16 protein-coding genes and 1 pseudogene are annotated in these 16442 nt (G+C 70.9%); 7 read left to right on the forward strand and 10 right to left on the reverse strand.

What is annotated here, in order from left to right:
- Positions 1-194: 194 nt before the first annotated feature.
- The 3 genes and pseudogenes from PP1_RS25615 to PP1_RS25625 form a co-directional block, all read right to left on the reverse strand.
- Positions 195-920, reverse strand: a pseudogene (locus PP1_RS25615) (aldo/keto reductase); the annotation flags it as partial.
- A gap of 432 nt (positions 921-1352) precedes the next feature.
- Complete coding sequence (locus PP1_RS25620; RefSeq protein ID WP_010226833.1) at positions 1353-1880, reverse strand: GNAT family N-acetyltransferase; 528 nt, start codon at positions 1878-1880, stop codon at positions 1353-1355.
- A 402-nt stretch (positions 1881-2282) separates the two neighbouring features.
- Positions 2283-2984 carry a TetR/AcrR family transcriptional regulator C-terminal domain-containing protein gene (locus tag PP1_RS25625; RefSeq protein ID WP_029239340.1) on the reverse strand — a complete coding sequence of 234 codons (702 nt, stop codon included), beginning with the start codon at positions 2982-2984 and terminating at the stop codon, positions 2283-2285.
- Positions 2985-3166: 182 nt separating this feature from the next.
- Between PP1_RS25625 and groL the strand changes: the two genes are divergently transcribed.
- Positions 3167-4801 carry a chaperonin GroEL gene (groL, locus tag PP1_RS25630; protein ID WP_075314534.1) on the forward strand — a complete coding sequence of 545 codons (1635 nt, stop codon included), beginning with the start codon at positions 3167-3169 and terminating at the stop codon, positions 4799-4801.
- A gap of 364 nt (positions 4802-5165) precedes the next feature.
- Positions 5166-6431, forward strand: coding sequence for an HNH endonuclease (locus PP1_RS25635; protein ID WP_010227935.1), 1266 nt, complete (start codon positions 5166-5168; stop codon positions 6429-6431).
- 124 nt (positions 6432-6555) lie between these two features.
- Here the strand turns inward: PP1_RS25635 and PP1_RS25640 are convergent, their stop codons facing one another.
- The 4 genes from PP1_RS25640 to PP1_RS25655 form a co-directional block, all read right to left on the reverse strand.
- The gene (locus tag PP1_RS25640; RefSeq protein WP_010227934.1) at positions 6556-7491 is read right to left on the reverse strand and encodes a cyclase family protein; all 936 of its coding nucleotides are present in this window, start codon (positions 7489-7491) and stop codon (positions 6556-6558) included.
- 25 nt (positions 7492-7516) lie between these two features.
- Entirely contained in the window at positions 7517-8863 is a 1347-nt protein-coding gene (locus PP1_RS25645; RefSeq protein WP_010227932.1) for a serine hydrolase domain-containing protein, read from the reverse strand.
- A gap of 60 nt (positions 8864-8923) precedes the next feature.
- On the reverse strand, positions 8924-9427 hold the full coding sequence (locus PP1_RS25650) for an MIP/aquaporin family protein (RefSeq protein ID WP_202796351.1): 504 nt from the start codon (positions 9425-9427) through the stop codon (positions 8924-8926).
- 323 nt (positions 9428-9750) lie between these two features.
- Positions 9751-10020: a helix-turn-helix domain-containing protein gene (locus PP1_RS25655; RefSeq protein WP_010227928.1), complete on the reverse strand. Its 270-nt coding sequence runs from the start codon at positions 10018-10020 to the stop codon at positions 9751-9753.
- Between the two features lie 84 nt (positions 10021-10104).
- On the opposite strand from PP1_RS25655, the gene map reads away from it, so the two are divergent.
- Together map and PP1_RS25665 are read left to right on the forward strand one after the other, a co-directional pair.
- Positions 10105-10932 (forward strand): type I methionyl aminopeptidase, encoded by an 828-nt coding sequence (gene map / locus PP1_RS25660; protein ID WP_010227926.1) that lies wholly within the window; start codon positions 10105-10107, stop codon positions 10930-10932.
- A gap of 33 nt (positions 10933-10965) precedes the next feature.
- Positions 10966-11370 (forward strand): GtrA family protein, encoded by a 405-nt coding sequence (locus tag PP1_RS25665; RefSeq protein ID WP_010227923.1) that lies wholly within the window; start codon positions 10966-10968, stop codon positions 11368-11370.
- A gap of 6 nt (positions 11371-11376) precedes the next feature.
- Here PP1_RS25665 and PP1_RS25670 read toward each other — a convergent pair whose 3' ends face one another.
- Positions 11377-12195, reverse strand: a complete 819-nt coding sequence (locus tag PP1_RS25670) for a mycofactocin-coupled SDR family oxidoreductase (RefSeq protein ID WP_010227921.1) — start codon at positions 12193-12195, stop codon at positions 11377-11379.
- A 247-nt stretch (positions 12196-12442) separates the two neighbouring features.
- Here PP1_RS25670 and PP1_RS25675 point away from each other — a divergent pair, with 247 nt between their 5' ends.
- A complete protein-coding gene (locus PP1_RS25675) occupies positions 12443-12649 on the forward strand; it encodes a hypothetical protein (RefSeq protein WP_010227918.1) in 207 nt (68 codons plus the stop codon).
- A gap of 3 nt (positions 12650-12652) precedes the next feature.
- Here the strand turns inward: PP1_RS25675 and PP1_RS25680 are convergent, their stop codons facing one another.
- Positions 12653-13252: an SRPBCC family protein gene (locus PP1_RS25680; RefSeq protein ID WP_010227917.1), complete on the reverse strand. Its 600-nt coding sequence runs from the start codon at positions 13250-13252 to the stop codon at positions 12653-12655.
- 161 nt (positions 13253-13413) lie between these two features.
- On the opposite strand from PP1_RS25680, the gene PP1_RS25685 reads away from it, so the two are divergent.
- Complete coding sequence (locus PP1_RS25685) at positions 13414-14478, forward strand: alpha/beta fold hydrolase (RefSeq protein ID WP_010227915.1); 1065 nt, start codon at positions 13414-13416, stop codon at positions 14476-14478.
- Here the strand turns inward: PP1_RS25685 and PP1_RS25690 are convergent.
- Positions 14445-15113, reverse strand: a complete 669-nt coding sequence (locus PP1_RS25690) for a TetR/AcrR family transcriptional regulator (protein WP_249266021.1) — start codon at positions 15111-15113, stop codon at positions 14445-14447. The genes PP1_RS25685 and PP1_RS25690 overlap by 34 nt on opposite strands.
- Positions 15114-15229: 116 nt before the next feature.
- On the opposite strand from PP1_RS25690, the gene PP1_RS25695 reads away from it, so the two are divergent.
- Complete coding sequence (locus tag PP1_RS25695) at positions 15230-16441, forward strand: cytochrome P450 (protein WP_010227912.1); 1212 nt, start codon at positions 15230-15232, stop codon at positions 16439-16441.
- The last annotated feature ends 1 nt before the right edge of the window (position 16442 follow it).

Genomic DNA, 16442 nt, shown 5'->3' on the forward strand with positions numbered 1-16442 from the left:
ACGACGAGGAGATCGACCAGTCCGAGGGGACGGGGAGGAGCGGGCACGACCCCTGCGGTGCGGCTCACGGACGATACGCCGACGCAGACGGGTAGTCCGTGGCTGCGCCGCAGGTCAAGGCCAGTTTGGCAGCTCTCTGTAGATCCGTCGGTCGGTCCCCGAGTTCGGCGGGTCGCTCTCCCGAAACACGAGGACTACTCCGGGTGCAGAACGAAGTCGGAGGGTCCACGGAAGTCGGCTGGGATGGCGTCCTGGTGCCAGTGGGGATAGATCAGCGGCGGGCGGCTCTCCGCATCCAGGCGTGCCAGGTCCTCCACGTCGAGCACAGTGTCGGCAGCCGCGAGGTTGGTGGCCAGTTGCTCGTCGGTTCGCGCTCCGATCACCAGGCTGGACACGGCAGGACGAGTCAGCAGCCACGCCAGCGCGACCTGCGCTGGTGAGACCCCGCGCCGCTGGGCGACGTCCACGAGGACCTCGATGGTCGAGTACAGAGTGTCGACGTTCCGGACCGGTGGCTCGTTCTCGTTCCATTCCGTCAGGTGCCGCCCCTGCCCCGGACCCTTGTCACGCCGATACTTCCCCGTGAGCAGCCCCCGGACCAGCGGACTCCACACCATTACGCCGAGTCCCCGATCGACCGACAGCGGCAGCAGTTCGTACTCGGCGTCCCGACTCTCCAACGAGTAGTAGATCTGGTTCCCCGCGAAGCGCTCCCAACCGTGGGCGTCGGACAGGACCAGGGCCTTCATGACCTGCCAGCCGGAATAGTTGGACACCGCCAGGTAGCGAACCTTGCCGTCCCGAACGAGGTCATCCAGGGCACGCAAGGTCTCTTCCAGCCGAACCTGCCCGTCCCACTCGTGGACGGTGTAGATGTCGATGTGGTCAGTCCGCAGCCGGCGCAGGCTCGCCTCCACGGCCCGCTGATTCCCAACCTGACGACGTCCGGGTGACTGAGCCGAGTGGCAACCGAGCCGGACGGTGGCCGACCACCGCGGACACTGACGAACCGCCTACCTGCACAGATTCGAGTCGTAGAGGTCGGTCGACCGATGCTTGCGACTTCCTCGCAGTCACAAGATCGACTGCATGCCCTCGCCGGGCGGCCTGATCTCCGGGATCGTGGCACCGTGCCATCCCGCCGACCTCTCTCCGGGCTCCCGCGCGGTCAGCTTGCAGCAGGTCGACGGGATCGCACTGGCCGGGGATGGGGGAGTCGGCCGCTCCGGGTTGGATCTGGGCACATCCGCTCCGGAACGCACCGATACCCGCTGACACGACGTGGCAGCGGACGAGTAGGTCATCGAGGGCTCCGAGCCGGATGGGCAGGCAGCCGACGGGCCTGGTTCGCGTCAGGAGAGCCTGGCTCGACGGTCGCGGAAGGGTGCGCGTAGCTCGTGCCGGTAGCGCATGTCTCGGATCTCAACCCCGGACATCAGGTCGTACTTGCTTCGGCCATCAGGAGTCCAGCCGGTGACCCCGTAGAAGGCCCGGGCTCGTGCGTTGGTCTCCAGGACCCACAGTGTGCCGATCCGATACCGGCTACTCAGCTCTACGAGCGCGCTGTGCATGAGGTGTCGGCCCAAGCCCTGTCCCCATGAGGCGGGGTCGATGTAGAACGACGCAATCTCACCGGCCGAATCCGGGTCGTCGTCGCGATCTCGGCTCGCCACGAGGTGGGCGAAGCCTGCGACCTGGGCGTCGTGGTCCTCGATGAGCAGTGTGCCGAGGCCCGGCCATTCTGCCGTATCGATCGCAGCCTCCCACCGAGGAATGCGGTCCGCCGCGTTCAGTGAATCCAGGAGTTCGTCGGGAAGCTGGCCGCGGTACCCGGCCTGCCAGGATCGGACGTGGACCCTCGCGATGGCTCCTGCGTCCATCGGCTCAGCGCGTCTCACAACCACCCTCGACACGCTAGCTCGCCGCCGCGGTCGATGGCGGGCAATGGCGCCAGCGCTATGTGGGTACAAATCCGGTACAAACCAGCCCGACCAGCATTGCCCAACGACGATCCTCCCGATCAACGAATCGGCTGGTCGGACGTCAAATAGCGGGTGTTTATAGTGGTCGGCGTCTCCCTAGTGGCAGTACATCTCCAAGCTGAGTCTCTGCGTCGATCCGGGTCGCTGAACGTGGGATTCCAGTTCTTTTGGGGCGGCACCGCTGGTGACAGTGTCGCATCGGCCGAAGGGACCGCATGTCTCCTGTCGTAGCGTCGCTGTTCGGCGGGGTGCGTCACGGTCGGGCGCGGCTGTGGTGGTGGGTGTGCGCTGTTGCCGAGTTCACGATCGTGCCTTCGCGATGAGGCCTGCGAGCAGGAGCTCCGTGCTGAATCCGAACTGTGTGGTCCAGTCGCCGGTGCGGGGCGAGAGTTCCGCCATGGCAGGGTAGCTCTGCGCGTTGGCTCGCAGATGTTCATGGACTGCTTGCCGTGCAGCGGGTTCGCCGTCGTGCTGCCAGGATGCCTCGGCGGCCACGGAACCGATCACCAGGTTGGTCACGGACGCGGCAGCGGCGGCGAGCTCGTCGTCGGTGAAGCCCGCCCGGGTGAGCGCCGCGTAGACGTACTCCGATCGCGCCAATGCCTCAGGCCCTATGAGTGGTCGGCTGCTGGCAAGGACTCCCGACCAGGGGTGGGCAAGCAGGGCTTCGCGCAGGTTGTGCATGAACGCACGGATCTCGTCGGTCCAGTCGTCGGCGGGTCGGTCCGGCAACGGCAACTCTCCGAACACGGCGTCGACGGCCAGGTCGAGGAGATCGTCGCGTACCGCCACATGCCAGTACAGCGTGGTGGCGTGTACGTCGAGAGCGGCGGCGAGCGCGCGCAGATTCAGGCCCTCTAGCCCGACCCTGTCGAGTTGAGACACCACCTCCGCGGCGATCCGCTCGCGAGTCAGTCCGTGTTGCCCGCGCCGTGGCGGCCGCTCGCGTAGCCACACGGCTCCGGGCATGGCAGGTCCGGTGTCGGCCTTCTTGGGGCTCATGGTCCTACATCGTAGGTGCCTCGCTTGCGGTCAATGGCCGTAGTCCTGCAAAGTAGGACTAAGGCGCTCGCGATCTGTGGGTGCCAGGCCGGATGCGGTGAGAGCAGCCGCCCCTGTGGCTGGTCGTCCGTCGCGGGCGCCCTGTCCGGTCCAGGGGCGGATGAAGGAGTGGGTCTGCAGTCATGCCGAAGCTGATCGCGTTCGACGAGGAGGCCCGTCGGGGCATGGAGCGGGGGATGAACACTCTCGCCGACGCGGTGAAGGTGACGTTGGGGCCGCGCGGCCGCAACGTCGTGTTGGACCGGAAGTGGGGCGCGCCGACGATCACCAATGATGGTGTGTCGATCGCCCGGGAGATCGAGCTCGACGATCCGTGGGAGCGGATCGGCGCCGAGTTGGTGAAGGAGGTCGCCAAGAAGACCGATGACGTCGCCGGTGACGGCACCACCACGGCCACCGTGCTGGCTCAGGCGCTGGTCCGCGAAGGGCTCCGCAACGTGGTCGCCGGAGCCAATCCGATGGCGCTGAAGCGGGGCATCGAGAAGGCTGCTGCCGCGGTGGGGAACCAGTTGGTCAAGACAGCACAGCCGGTGGTGACCCGAGGCCAGATCGCGGCGTCGGCGTCGATCTCGGCGGGTGAGCGCGAGATCGGCGAGCTGATCGCCGAGGCGATGGACAAGGTCGGCAAGGAAGGCGTCATCACGGTCGAGGAGTCGCAGACCTTCGGGCTCGAGCTCGAGCTCACCGAGGGCATGCGCTTCGACAAGGGCTACATCTCGCCCTACTTCGTGACCGACGCCGAGCGGATGGAGGTCGAGCTCGAGGACCCGTACATCCTCCTCGTCTCGTCCAAGATCTCCACGGTCAAGGACCTGCTGCCGCTGCTCGAGAAGATCATGCAGTCGGGCAAGCCGCTGGCGATCATCTCGGAGGACGTCGAGGGCGAGGCCCTGGCCACCCTGGTCGTCAACAAGATCCGTGGCACCTTCAAGTCCGTCGCCGTCAAGGCCCCGGGCTTCGGTGACCGTCGTGAGGCCATGCTCGCCGACATGGCGATCCTGACCGGCGGCGAGGTCATCTCGGAGAAGGTCGGCCTCAAGCTCGACAACGCCGACGTCTCCCTGCTGGGCACCGCCCGCAAGGTCGTCGTCACCAAGGACGAGACCACCATCGTCGACGGTGCCGGTGACAACGAGCAGATCGCCGGCCGGGTCAACCAGATCCGCGCCGAGATCGAGCGCACCGACTCCGACTACGACCGCGAGAAGCTCCAGGAGCGTCTCGCCAAGCTGGCCGGCGGCGTCGCCGTCATCAAGGCCGGCGCGGCGACCGAGGTCGAGCTCAAGGAGCGCAAGCACCGCATCGAGGACGCCGTCCGCAACGCGAAGGCGGCCGTCGAGGAGGGCATCGTCGCCGGCGGTGGTGTCGCTCTCGTCCAGGCGGGAGTGTGGGACGCGATCGAAGGGCTCGGCTCAGACGATCCCGACGAGGAGACCGGTGCTGCGATCGTGCGGATCGCGCTCGAAGCACCTCTCAAGCAGATCGCGGTGAACGCCGGTCTCGAAGCCGGCGTGGTCGTCAACACCGTGCGCAATCTGCCGGCCGGTGAAGGTCTCGACGCCGCCACCGGCGAGTACAAGGACCTGGTCGCCGCGGGAATCATCGACCCGGCGAAGGTGACCCGCTCGGCGCTGCAGAACGCGGCCTCGATCGCGGCCCTGTTCCTCACCACCGAGGCGGTCATCGCCGACAAGCCGGGAGACAACGTGACTACGTCGGCTGACCCGAGCGCGGCAATGGGCGGGATGGGATTCTGACGATCGTGCCCAGCCGGTGCCTCAGGGAGTCCTGGTTCCGTGCCGGCTGGGCAGGATCGTCTACCTTGCATCTCCAGGCGGGGTCGGATCCACGAAACACGAGGGGCGGCGCCGGCCGATGGTCGGACCGCTGGGCAAGCCCAGGTGTACGAGCGACGGGGCACGGCACTGCAAGAGATCGGCCACTGGCCGACGGTGGCGTTATGGGCCGCGAGCCGACGGATCCGAATCGCCGAGGAGTCGGACCACGCAGCAGCTCTGCCGAAGGCGGGGCGTGGATGCGGTCTGCGCTACCCAGTCGTCAGGGGGTGCGCGGGCGCGAACGCACTAGCGGCTCGAACATATGTTCGGATACGGTGGGTCCATGACCGCGGTCCAGGAACCTCCACGCACCGGCATGCCTGCCGGGGATCCGGGGTTCCCTCAGGTCGACCTGGCGCTGGTGCAGCTGGCGGTGGAGCAGGCCGCGCTCGACGACCTGTCCGGTGTCTCCGAGGCGGAGTTGATCGATCAGATCCAGCAGCTGGAGTCGGTGCAGCACTCCCTCGCGGCGCTCCAGGCCACTCGGGTGCGGGCGTTCGCCCGGCTCCACGTGGAGAACGGCATCACCGCCGGACAGACCGACCCGGATCGGCTGCAACGTGGGGTGGTCGCGCAGGTCGGATTGGCCTGCCGGGTCTCGCCGACCGAGGCCCGCCGTCGGGTGAGTACGGCCCGGGACCTGCACGACGGTCTCGATCACGTCCGTGGGCTGTTCGCCGCCGGGGAGCTGTCGGCGCTGAAGGTGACGGCGGTGGTGAGCGCCTGCTCGGATCTCGACCGCGCCGAACGCGCCGCGGTGGACGCGCGCCTGGCCGCCCACGACCTGACCCGGCTCGGGATCCGGCGATTACAGGACCTCGCACGCAAGTTCGCCGCCGAGGTGGCGCCGGAGAAGTTCCGCGCCCGCGCCGAGTCCGCCCGCGCCGAGCGGCGCGTGACCCTGCGCCCGGCACCGGACGCGATGACCTTCCTGACCGCGTATCTGCCGGTGGAGCAGGGTGTGGCATGTCTGGCCGCCCTGAACAAGGCCTTCACCCAGGTGTCGGTGAACCCGGCACCCCTGACCCGGACCCGCGGTCAGGTCATGGCCGACACCCTCGTCGAGCGCCTCACCGGACAAGCCATGGCGACCGATGTGGGCGTCGAGGTCCAGGTCGTCGTCCCGATCGAGGCGCTGCTCGATCCGGGTTCGCCGTTGCCGGCGGAGATCCCCGGCCACGGCCCGGTCCCGGTCGAACTCCTGGCCACGAGCGAGGGGAGGAAGACCCTGCGTCGCCTGGTCACCTCCGACGGTGTCGTGATCGGCGGGGACTCCCGTCAGCGCACCTTCACCGGCCTGCTCGCCCGGCTGGTGCGGGCGCGCGCGGGGAATCGGTGTACCGAGCCGTACTGCGATGCCCCGGTCCGGCACATCGACCACATCCACCGGGATGCCGAGGGCGGGGCGACCGAACTCGACAACGGGCGCGGGGTGTGCGAGTTCCACAACCATGTCCGCGAGCAGGCGGGGTGGCGGGTGGCCCGCGGGCCGGACGGCAGGGTGCGGACCACGACACCGACCGGGCACACCTACCTGGCGCCCGGATGACCGATACCTGCCGTCCGCTGCACGGTGCTGTCCTGTCCGGACCTCGCCGGGGCGGGGCGCGCCGTCATGGCGACGTACTCGGGGAGTCACCCGCGACTCCAGGGACCGGCGAGCCGTCGAGGCGTCAGAAGGTGGCGATCGGGTTGACCGGGCTCCCCGACGTCCCCGCGAAGCGGACCGGCGCGACGGCGAGCTGGAAGTCCCACTGGCCGAGCTCGGCGGCCGTCGTCGCACACGTCTCGAGGTCGCAGTTGTCGAGCAGCCACAGTCCCATCGCGACGAGACCCACGGCGTGCACCGGCATCAGCACGTCGTCGTACCCCGACGGCTGGACGTCCTGGGGCGTGTCGGCCCCGATCAGGGCGACCTCCCGTTCGTGCAGCCACGGCAGGCAGGACGCGTGCCAGCCGGCCTGCGTGACACCGCCGGCCTCGCCGCCGTCGTGCCGGACGCGGCCACGGCCGGTCCGCAGGAGTACTGCGTCGCCGCGTCGCACCCGCACACCCTGGCGGTGCTCGGCCTTCTCGAGATCGTCGGGGACCACACCCTCGCCCGGTTCCAGCCACGGGACGCCGCGAGCGCCCGCGACGTCCAGCAGGACGCCCCGCGTGACGATCCCGTTCGCCGCCGCTGTGACCGCCGCCCACGCCGATCCCGTCGTGGGATCGACGAGCGAGTGGGGCCGCCCGTTGTACATGGCGCCGTCCCAGAACAGGTGGCACGGCGAGTCGACGTGGGTGACGGTGTTGCCGTGGAAGCCGATGGCGAGCCGCTCGGAGGAGAAGCCCCAGCGCCGGTCGGTGTGGAACGCGGCCGGCATCCCCTCGGCGCCCGGCATGTCGGCGGCGCACGGGCACGTCGTCGTCGACCGCTCCATCTCGCCGGGTACGGCGACCTCCCAGGCACACGAGACGCTCCTGCCGTGCCGCACGGCGCGCGCCGCCGCCAGGCGGACGTCGTCGGTGACGTGGTTCAGGGTGCCGAGCTCGTCGTCGTCACCCCACCGTCCCCAGTTCGAGAGCGTCTCGAAGTACCCGAGCACGTCGTCCTGCGTGGGCATGCGCGGGAGGGTAGCGCCGCCGCCCTCAGTCGTCCCGCGGGTCCGCGGCGTCCGCGGGCGGGCACGCGACGACGCTGCAGCCGGGCGGGGCGTACGGGCCGACACCGAGTCCGTTCCCGAGGACGGCGGGATCGAGGTAGTTGTCGGGGGAGAGGTCCGTGCTGGGCGTGTCGGGCCGATACGGGCCGGGGTCGGGGACGTCCTGGTCCTCGACGCCGCGCATGAGGATCCGGAAGAAGTTGTAGTAGAGGTCGGCGGGGCTGGCGCTGAGGAGCGCCTGCGGATCGGGCGACTTGTCGCCGAGCACGCCGTTCCAGGTGATCGTCATGTCCAGGCTGGGGACGATGAAGTTGTTCTGGTGCAGCGCCCCGACCATCGCGTACATGTCCCGGGGCGCGCTCTGCGTGCTCTCGTGGTCCAGGACCCGGCTCGCCGGGAGGTCGGGTGTCGTGCAGGTGTCGCCGCGGTTGGTCCAGAACAGCAGCCCGTAGCAGGGGTTCGGGACCGACGGTTCGCTCACCTGCCGGACGTAGTCGGCCGGGACGACCTGACGGCCGTTCCAGGCGCCGCCGTTCTGCATCAGCAGGCCGAGGCGGGCGAACTGCTCGCTGGGCATGAACAGGTGGGCGTAGCCGTAGGTGTTGCCGGAACGGTCGCGCAGCCAGACGTAGCTGTCGCGGTCGATGCCGATCGGGTCGAACAGGGTGTCCTGGACGAAGTCCTGGAAGTCCTGCCCGACGGCGCGGGCGACGACGAAGGCGAGCAGGTCCGGGGTGCGCTGGCTGTAGGCGAAGTTCGTGCCCGGTTCGTGGGTGATCGGCAGGGCGAGCGCCTGGCGGGCGACGTGGGGGTCGTTGCCGACCGTGGCCGCCTCGGAGAGGATCGCCTCGTCGAGGCCACCCGCCTCCTGCAGGAGGTTGCGGACGGTGATCGCCCGGTGGGCGTCGTCGCCCCAGCCCGGGCCGTCGGGAAGATACGCGCCGATCGGGTCGTCGAGCCCGAGCCTGCCCTGGCCGTAGGCGATGCCGGTCGCCATCGAGACGACGCTCTTGGTCGAGCTCCACACGTTCATCGGCACGTTCTCGGTCACCGGGTCCAACGGACCCGTGCCGACCAGGCAGTTGTGCCGATGGATCCGCACCGACAGGCGCATGTTCGTCTGCGCGTAGGCGATGGCGTCACGGACCGCCGCCGGGTCGAGCTGCTGGGCCTCCGGCGTCGAACGCTCGGGCCCGCCGGAACCCGAGGGGAGCGCGCAGGGTTCCGCCGCCGGCCCGGCCGGGGCGGCCGCGGCCTGCCCGACGACGACCGTCCCCACCAGCGCGGCGCACGCGGCAGCCGTCGCGACGGCTCTGGTCAGCGCTGTTCCCATGCCTCGTCCTCCTCGACCGGCTCCGACCCTCACCGGGAGAACGATCATGAGGACGTGTGGTCACTCCGTGCCGAGCGTGCCCTGCGCCGCTGCCCGTCCGGAGCGGCCGCCGCCGCGTCCCCGCAGGACGTACGCGAACCCGACGGCGACGACCGCGCCGGCCGCGGGCCCGACGAGGTAGGCCCACCACGCCGTCCAGTCGCCGAGCACGAGGGCCGGTCCGAGGGAGCGGGCCGGGTTCATCGACGCGCCGCTGACCGGCGCCCCCCACAATCCGGCCAGTGTGATGTAGCCGCCGACGCCGATCGCGGCCAGCGGCCCGATCTGCTGGGCCCCCGACGCGGTTCCCAGGATCACGCTGACCAGGCCGGTGGTGAGGACGAGCTCCCAGAGCGTCGCCGTCGTGGTCGGGATGCCTGCCCCGGGGAGGGGCAGGCCCGCGTCGCCCTGCCTGCCGATCAGCACCCAGAGCAGCAACGTCGCCAGGACGGAACCGACGAGCTGGGCCACGACGTAGGCCGGCACGCGCCGCCACGGGAAGTCCCCGCGGAGCGCGAACGCCACGCTGACCACGGGATTGAGGTGAGCGCCCGACACGGTGCCTCAGCGCCGGGGCCACCACCTGCGCCGCGGGCGGGACCGCGTCCCCGCCGAACCGGGCGTTCACCATCCCGCCGCCGACGGCGACCAGCACCAGGAAGAAGGTGCCCAGCAGCTCCGAGAACAGCCGACGCCCCTCGTAGCGGTCGTCCCAGAAGTCGAACTCGTCCGCGACCGAGTTCGGCAGGTCCTCACCCGGGGGGTCGGGCTCGGCGGGTCGATCGGTCATGGCGTAGCGCGGCCGCGTCGCAGCCGAGCTCACCCGCGGTGGGTGAGACGTGGGACGGCTACCCGGCGGCTTCGAGGGGCAGGTCGCTGCCCCGCCAGGTCGCCGCCAGCTCCTGCACCGGCAGGTCGAGGGCCTCGGCGAGGCAGATGATCGTCCCGAAGCCGGGGGAGGGCAGCCGCCCGGTCTCGATCTTGCGGAGGGTCTCCGGCGAGACCCCGGCCGCCTGCGCGACGTCCGCCAGGTCGCGGCCGGCCCGCGCGTGCCGCAGCAGTGCGCCGAGACGCCTGCCGGCTTCGATCTGCTCGGGTGTGAGCGGTTGGCGGACCATGCCCCGAGGCTACGGTTGGTATTACTGTACCGGCAAGTGCTACGGTCGCGGTATAACTATACCGGCACCCGTGACGAGGTACTCGTGATCGAACTGAAGACGCCTGCGGAGATCGACCGCATGCACGTGACCGGGCGTTTCGTCGCCGAGGCGCTCACCGAGATCGGCCGGCTCGCCGACGTCGGCGTCAACCTGATGGACCTGGAGCACCACGTGCGCGGCATGATCGAGCGCCGCGGCGCGGAGTCCTGTTACTGGGACTACGCCCCGTCCTTCGGGCGCGGCCCGTTCCGCAACGTGACCTGCCTGGCCGTCAACGACGCCGTCCTGCACGGCCTGCCCCACGACTACACCCTGCGCGACGGCGACGTCCTCACCGCGGACCTCGCGGTCGGCATCGACGGCTGGGTCGCCGACTCGGCGCGCACGGTTGTCGTCGGGACGGCCGCCGAGGAGGACCTCCGGATCGTCCGCGCCACCGAGGAGGCGCTGGAGGCGGCGATCGGCGCCGCGCAGCCCGGCAACCGGCTCGGGGACATCTCGGCGGCCATCGAGGCGGTCGCCCGTGATCACGGCTACCCGGTCAACGACGAGTTCGGCGGACACGGCCTCGGTCGCACCATGCACGAGGACCCGCACGTCTCCAACAGGGGCCGGGCGGGCCGTGGCCTGACGCTGCGGCCGGGCCTCACCCTCGCCCTCGAACCCTGGTTCGCGCGGACCACCGACCGCATCGTCTACGACCCCGACGGCTGGACCATCCGGTCGGCGGACGGCTCGCGCACGGCGCACTCCGAGCACACGGTCGCCATCACCGAGGACGGGCCGCTGGTGCTCACCCGCCGCGCGTCGGAGGGTGTCGTGACGAGCGGAGCGGGCGCGTCGGTGCGTGGTGCGGAGGGGAGGAGCTGAACCGGGGTGCCCCGGCCGGTACGGTCCGCCGTCATGACGGTCCGGTCGGAGGGGCGCGGCGTCGCGGGTCAGGCGGGCCGGTTCGTCGCCGTCGGGATCCTCGGCGCGCTGGTCGACTCGGGTGTCTACGCCCTCGCACTGCACCTCGGTGTGTGGGTGCATGCGGCCCGCGCGCTGAGCTTCGTCTGCGGCACCACCGTCGCGTACGTCCTGAACCGGCGGTGGGCCTTCCGGGTCTCCGGCGGCGCACGCCGTGCGACCGGCTACGCGGTGCTCTACGGGACGATGTTCTTCGTGATCCTCGGGGTGAACGCGCTCGCGCTCGCCCTGCTGCCCGCCGCGTGGTGGGCGGTCCCGGTCGCGTGGGTGCTGTCCCAGGGTGTCGGGACGACCTGTAACTTCGTGCTGCTCCGGACGGTCGTGTTCCGCGACCGCTGAGCCTGCTCAGTCGAGCCCGTTGGACAGTGTGATGGTCTCTCCGGACCGGCACCGCACCCGGCCCGAGACGAGTGCCAGCACGGCGTCGGCGACGTCATCGGGCTCCAGCAGGCCCGGCCGCGGCCGCCCGCGCGCGAACATCTCCTCGACGTCGGCGCGGCCGGGGTCGGCCAGGTCCGGCCGGATCATCCGGTACGTCGCCGGGTTGTGGATCATCGTGGTGTTCACACCGGCGGGCAGGACCGCGTGCGCGAGGATCCCGTCCGCGGCGACCTCGTGGGCCACCGACCGCACGAGCGCGACCACCCCGGCCTTCGCCGCCGCGTAGTGCGCGGAGTGCGACGCCCCGGTCGTCGCGACCACCGACGACGTCGCGACCAGGTGGCCCGAGCGGCGCTCGACCATGTGCGGCAGCACGGCCCGGAACGTCGTGAAGACCCCGGTGAGGTTGACGTCGATCATCGTCCGCCACTGCCGGTCGGTCATCGTCGCGACCGGGCCCCCGGTCGCGATGCCGGCGTTCGCGACCGCGACGTCGATCCGCCCGAACCGCTCGACCGCGGCGTCCACGACCTTCTCGACGGCGGCGAGGTCGCGGACGTCGGCGACCAGCCCGAGGCAACTCCGCCCGGTGGCCTCGACCAGCCGCACGGTCTCGTCGAGGTCCTCCGGCGTCGCGGGCGGATAGTCGACACCGTCGACCGGTGCGGCCAGGTCGCAGACGACGACGTCGGCGCCCTCCCGGGCCAGCGTCGTCGCGTGCGCGCGGCCCTGCCCGCGTGCCCCACCGGTGACCAGGGCGACCGTCCCGTCCAGCGTTCCCATGTCCGTCCTCCGCAGCCCCGGGCGCGGTGCCCGGTCCCGAGGTGTCGACCGCGCCCGGCGCCGCGACTCATCGGTCCGCCCGCGGGGCACCCGGATCGATCACGCTGCGTGCGATCGGCTCCGCCCGTGTGGGCCGTGAGGGTGGTGCATCTCCTTGATCGGACCACGATCGGCGACATCGATCTTGCGCAGGGACACGAGAGGCTGGACCGCAGTCGCTCCGCGGTTTCCGGCGCGTTATCCGGATATGAACGTCGACGCCGAGGGACTGACCGCCCCGATCCTCGACCGCAACCAGATCGCGGAGCTGCGGAGGGCCGACAGCGGCCGGCACGGTCACCGTGCCGAGCCGGAACCCGTCACGCCGCCGCCGGCCGGGGCCTGGCTCGCCCTCGTCGTGCTCGGCAACGTCCTCGTGCTGGCGATGCTGGTGCTCGTCGTGCTCCTGAGCTGACCCTCAGGCCAGGTAGAACTCGAGGGTCCGCCCGGCGGCCTCCTTCGCGGTCGCCGCGCCGGCGCCCGACGCCTCGTGCGCGGCCGCCCACTCGCCGGCGGCCCATCGCGTGAGGTCGTTGCCGAGCTCGGTGCCCTCCAGGACCTCGGCCGGGACGCGCGGGTCGCCCGCGAGGTGCATCGCGAGCGGGAGCAGGGAGAAGTCCCAGCCGATCCCGCCCGCGGCCGGGCCGAACCGGGCCCAGTGCTCGTCGTCGGGCACCTCGTGGCGCAGCTCGAGCTCCGTCTCGTCCCCGGCCGGGGTCAGGGTGAGCTCGACCGCGCTGATGCTGCCCTCGTACTCCCACGTCACCCGCAGTGCGCGGGGCCGCGCGCAGCGCTCGACGGTGCCGACCGTCCCGCTGTCCTCGAGCCGGTAGCGGCCGCCCTCGTGCAGATCGCCGGACACCGGCTCGAACCAGCGCGCCAGCCGCTCGGGATCGGTCCACGCGCTCCAGACCTCCTCGGGGGAGGCCGGGTAGAGCCGGTTCAGGACGATCGTGTGGGTGCGCCCCTCTCCGCCGACCGTGCGGTGCGCCTTCCGGATCTCCGCGGTCAGGTCCATCGAGCGTCTCCATTCGTCGTCACTTATATCAAGTGGGAACGATAGAGCATGCACCACGACCGCAGGAACCTTCGGCGGGGGCCCGCGGTGATCCTTGTGTGCCGGGTCACAACGGGGCAGAGTCGCCTGAGCGGCCCGCGTCGAGGAGGCACCGAGAGTCCATGGCGATCGAGAACAGCTACTACACCCACGAGTTCCACGGCGACTACGACCTGATCGGCCTCGGGGAGTTCGCGCTCGAGGAGGGCGGGGTGATCCCCGACCTGCAGCTCGCCGTCGCCACGTTCGGCACGCTGAACGCGGCGAAGGACAACGCGATCCTCGTGACCACCTGGTACTCCGGCACCCACCAGATCTTCCGGGACGTCTACATCGGTCCCGAGCACGCGCTGAACCCCGAGAAGTACTTCATCGTCGTCGTCAACCAGATCGGCAACGGCCTCTCGACGAGCCCGCACAACGCGGCCGGCCCCAACGCCTCGATCGCGATGTCGCGGTTCCCGCACGTCCGGATCGCCGACGACGTCCGCGCCCAGGAGCAGCTGCTGCGCGAGCACTACGGCATCGAGACCCTGCAGCTCGTCGTCGGTGGCTCGATGGGCGCCCAGCAGACCTACGAGTGGATGGTGCGTTTCCCCGGGCGGGTGAAGCGGGCCGCCCCGATCGCGGGCACCGCCCAGAACACCCCGCACGACTTCCTCTTCACCAAGGCGCTGGTCGAGGCGATCACCTCCGATCCCGGCTTCAAGGACGGCGAGTACTCCTCGAACGCCGACGTCGTCGACGGGCTCAAGCGGCACGCCGGCATCTGGGCGGTGATGGGTTTCTCCACCGAGTTCTGGAAGCAGGAGGTCTGGCGCGCCCTGGAGTTCGACTCCAAGGAGGCGTTCATGGAGGGGTTCCTCGAGCCCTACTTCACCGCGATGGACCCGAACGACCTGCTCTGCATGGCGTGGAAGTGGCAGCGCGGCGACGTCGCCCGGCACACCGGCGGCGATCTCGCCGAGGCCCTGGGCCGCAACGAGGCGGTCACCCGGATCGTCCCGATCAACGAGGACATGTTCTTCCCGGTCCGCGACCACGAGTACGAGCTGGAGCTGACCCCGCACGCGACGATCCGGGTGATCGACGACCTGCTCGGGCACCTGGCGCTGTTCGGTGTCGCCCCGACCTACATCGGCCAGGTCGACCGCTACCTGCAGGAGCTGCTGGGCGAGGACGCCTGACGGCCGGCCGGCTGCCCGCCGGTGCGGAGCGCCTCCGCCAGCAGCTCGCGGTGCGCGGCGAGCGCCTCGGCGGTGGCGCCCTCCGCGGCGCCCGCGGCGACCTCGTCGGTGACGACCCGGAATGCGGCGTTGACCGTGGCGGCCAGCAGCCGGACCTGGGCGGAGTCCGGGGCGAGCCCGGCCCGCGGGGCGAGCACGGCGGCGAGCGTCGGTTCGGCCTGCTCCTGCAGCACAAGCCAGACCGCGCGCAGCGCCGGCGTGTCCCGGGTCATCCGCACGACCGCGAGCACCTCCTCGGTCTCGCCGTCCGGGCCGCCGGTCGCGAAGGTGTAGGCCCCGCGCAGGTGTGCGGTCAGCTCCGTCCCCTCCGGCCAGGACCGCAGGACGTCGCGGAAGCCCTCGATGGACACCGAGAGCAGCGGCTCGACGAGGCTCTCCTTGGTCCGGAACAGTCGCCAGAGGGTCCGCTCCGACACGCCGGCCGCCCGCGCGACGTCGGCGCCGGAGGTCGCGGCCATTCCGTGCTCCCGGAAGAGCCGCACGGCGGCCCGGGAGACGGCCAGGCGCTGCGCGCGCCGGCCCTGCTCGCTCATCGGCGGCCGTCCACGGCGGGCCGTGCCCTGTTCTCCGGTCACGGCGGCCTCCCCCGGTCCGGGTGTTCGTGACGTCGCCACCGTAAACGGTCATGTTTGTGGCAGAAACTGCCATCAAATCGTAGGGTGAGGGCACCACCACCCGAGGAGGACGCCCGATGACCCTCGCCGCCGAACGCCCGCAGCTCCCGTTCGCCCGCCCCAACATCCTCGACCTGGCCCCGTTCTACGAGGTGCTCCGCCGGGAGGCGCCGGTCGCCCCGGTGACCACCCCCGCCGGTGACCCCGCCTGGCTGGTGACCCGGTTCTCCGAGGTCCGTGACCTGCTGGGGGACAAGCGGTTCGGCCGGTCCCACCCGGAGCCGGAGAAGGCGTCCCGGATCAGCACCGCGGCCGTGCAGGACGGGCCGACCGGCGACTACGCCTCCGAGGCCGACGAGCACGCCCGGATGCGCCGCCTCCTCACCCCGGCGTTCTCCGCGAAGCGGATGCGACGGCTGTCCGGGCACGTCCAGGAGCTGGTCGACGGTTACGTCGACGCCCTGCTCGCCGACCACGACACGGCTGCGGACGGCGTCGTCGACCTGCACGCGCACCTCGCCTTCCCGCTGCCGGTCGCGGTGATCTGCACCCTGCTCGGCGTCCCCGAGTCCGACGGTGAGTACTTCCGCGCGCTCTCGGACCGGATGGCCACCTTCTCCGGCCAGGACGCGCACGACGCCCGGACCGAGTTCGGCCGCTACATGGCGGGTCTCGCCGAGGGCAAGCGCGCCGCACCGGCCGAGGACGTCATCAGCGACCTCGTGCAGGCGCAGGCCGACGACGAGACGTTCGGCTACCCGGAGATGGTGCGGCTCTGCGTCGGGCTGCTGTTCGCCGGCCACGAGACGACGGTGAACCGGATCGGCCTCGGCCTGCTGTTCCTCATGAACAACCGCGACCAGTGGGACGCCCTGGTCGCCGACCCGGACGGCCGGATCGACGCCGTCATCGAGGAGATCATGCGCCTCGGGGCGCCGGGCGACCTCGGCCTGCTCCGCTACGCGCACACCGACGTCGAGATCGGCGGCGTGACCATCGAGCGCGGCGACGCGCTGATCCTGTCGATCAACGCGGCGAACCGGGACACGGGCGTCTTCGCCGACGCCGAGACCTTCGACCCGGACCGCGGCGAGCGCGGGCACATCGGGTTCGGCCACGGCCCGCATTTCTGCATCGGCGCGAGCCTCGCCCGTACCGAGCTGCGCGCCGTGTTCGTCACGCTCGCCCGCCGGGTCCCGGAGCTGCGCCTGGCGATCGGGATGGACGAGCTCGACATCCGCACCGACCACCTCACCGGCGGCGTCCGCAGCCTGCCGGTGCAGTGGTGAG

Origin of the sequence: Pseudonocardia sp. P1 (assembly GCF_000178675.2) — a bacterium.
In the GTDB taxonomy this organism is placed as follows: Bacteria; Actinomycetota; Actinomycetes; order Mycobacteriales; family Pseudonocardiaceae; genus Pseudonocardia.

Excerpts from the sequence above, each read along its gene's own strand:
- PP1_RS25640 (WP_010227934.1), bottom strand. The coding sequence starts at position 7,491 with ATGCCCACGCAGGACGACGTGCTCGGGTACTTCGAGACGCTCTCGAAC.
- PP1_RS25695 (WP_010227912.1), top strand. The coding sequence starts at position 15,230 with ATGACCCTCGCCGCCGAACGCCCGCAGCTCCCGTTCGCCCGCCCCAAC.
- PP1_RS25665 (WP_010227923.1), top strand. The coding sequence starts at position 10,966 with ATGACGGTCCGGTCGGAGGGGCGCGGCGTCGCGGGTCAGGCGGGCCGG.
- PP1_RS25675 (WP_010227918.1), top strand. The coding sequence starts at position 12,443 with ATGAACGTCGACGCCGAGGGACTGACCGCCCCGATCCTCGACCGCAAC.
- PP1_RS25625 (WP_029239340.1), bottom strand. The coding sequence starts at position 2,984 with ATGAGCCCCAAGAAGGCCGACACCGGACCTGCCATGCCCGGAGCCGTG.
- PP1_RS25655 (WP_010227928.1), bottom strand. The coding sequence starts at position 10,020 with ATGGTCCGCCAACCGCTCACACCCGAGCAGATCGAAGCCGGCAGGCGT.
- PP1_RS25620 (WP_010226833.1), bottom strand. The coding sequence starts at position 1,880 with ATGGACGCAGGAGCCATCGCGAGGGTCCACGTCCGATCCTGGCAGGCC.
- PP1_RS25635 (WP_010227935.1), top strand. The coding sequence starts at position 5,166 with ATGACCGCGGTCCAGGAACCTCCACGCACCGGCATGCCTGCCGGGGAT.
- PP1_RS25685 (WP_010227915.1), top strand. The coding sequence starts at position 13,414 with ATGGCGATCGAGAACAGCTACTACACCCACGAGTTCCACGGCGACTAC.
- PP1_RS25645 (WP_010227932.1), bottom strand. The coding sequence starts at position 8,863 with ATGGGAACAGCGCTGACCAGAGCCGTCGCGACGGCTGCCGCGTGCGCC.
- groL (WP_075314534.1), top strand. The coding sequence starts at position 3,167 with ATGCCGAAGCTGATCGCGTTCGACGAGGAGGCCCGTCGGGGCATGGAG.
- PP1_RS25670 (WP_010227921.1), bottom strand. The coding sequence starts at position 12,195 with ATGGGAACGCTGGACGGGACGGTCGCCCTGGTCACCGGTGGGGCACGC.
- PP1_RS25680 (WP_010227917.1), bottom strand. The coding sequence starts at position 13,252 with ATGGACCTGACCGCGGAGATCCGGAAGGCGCACCGCACGGTCGGCGGA.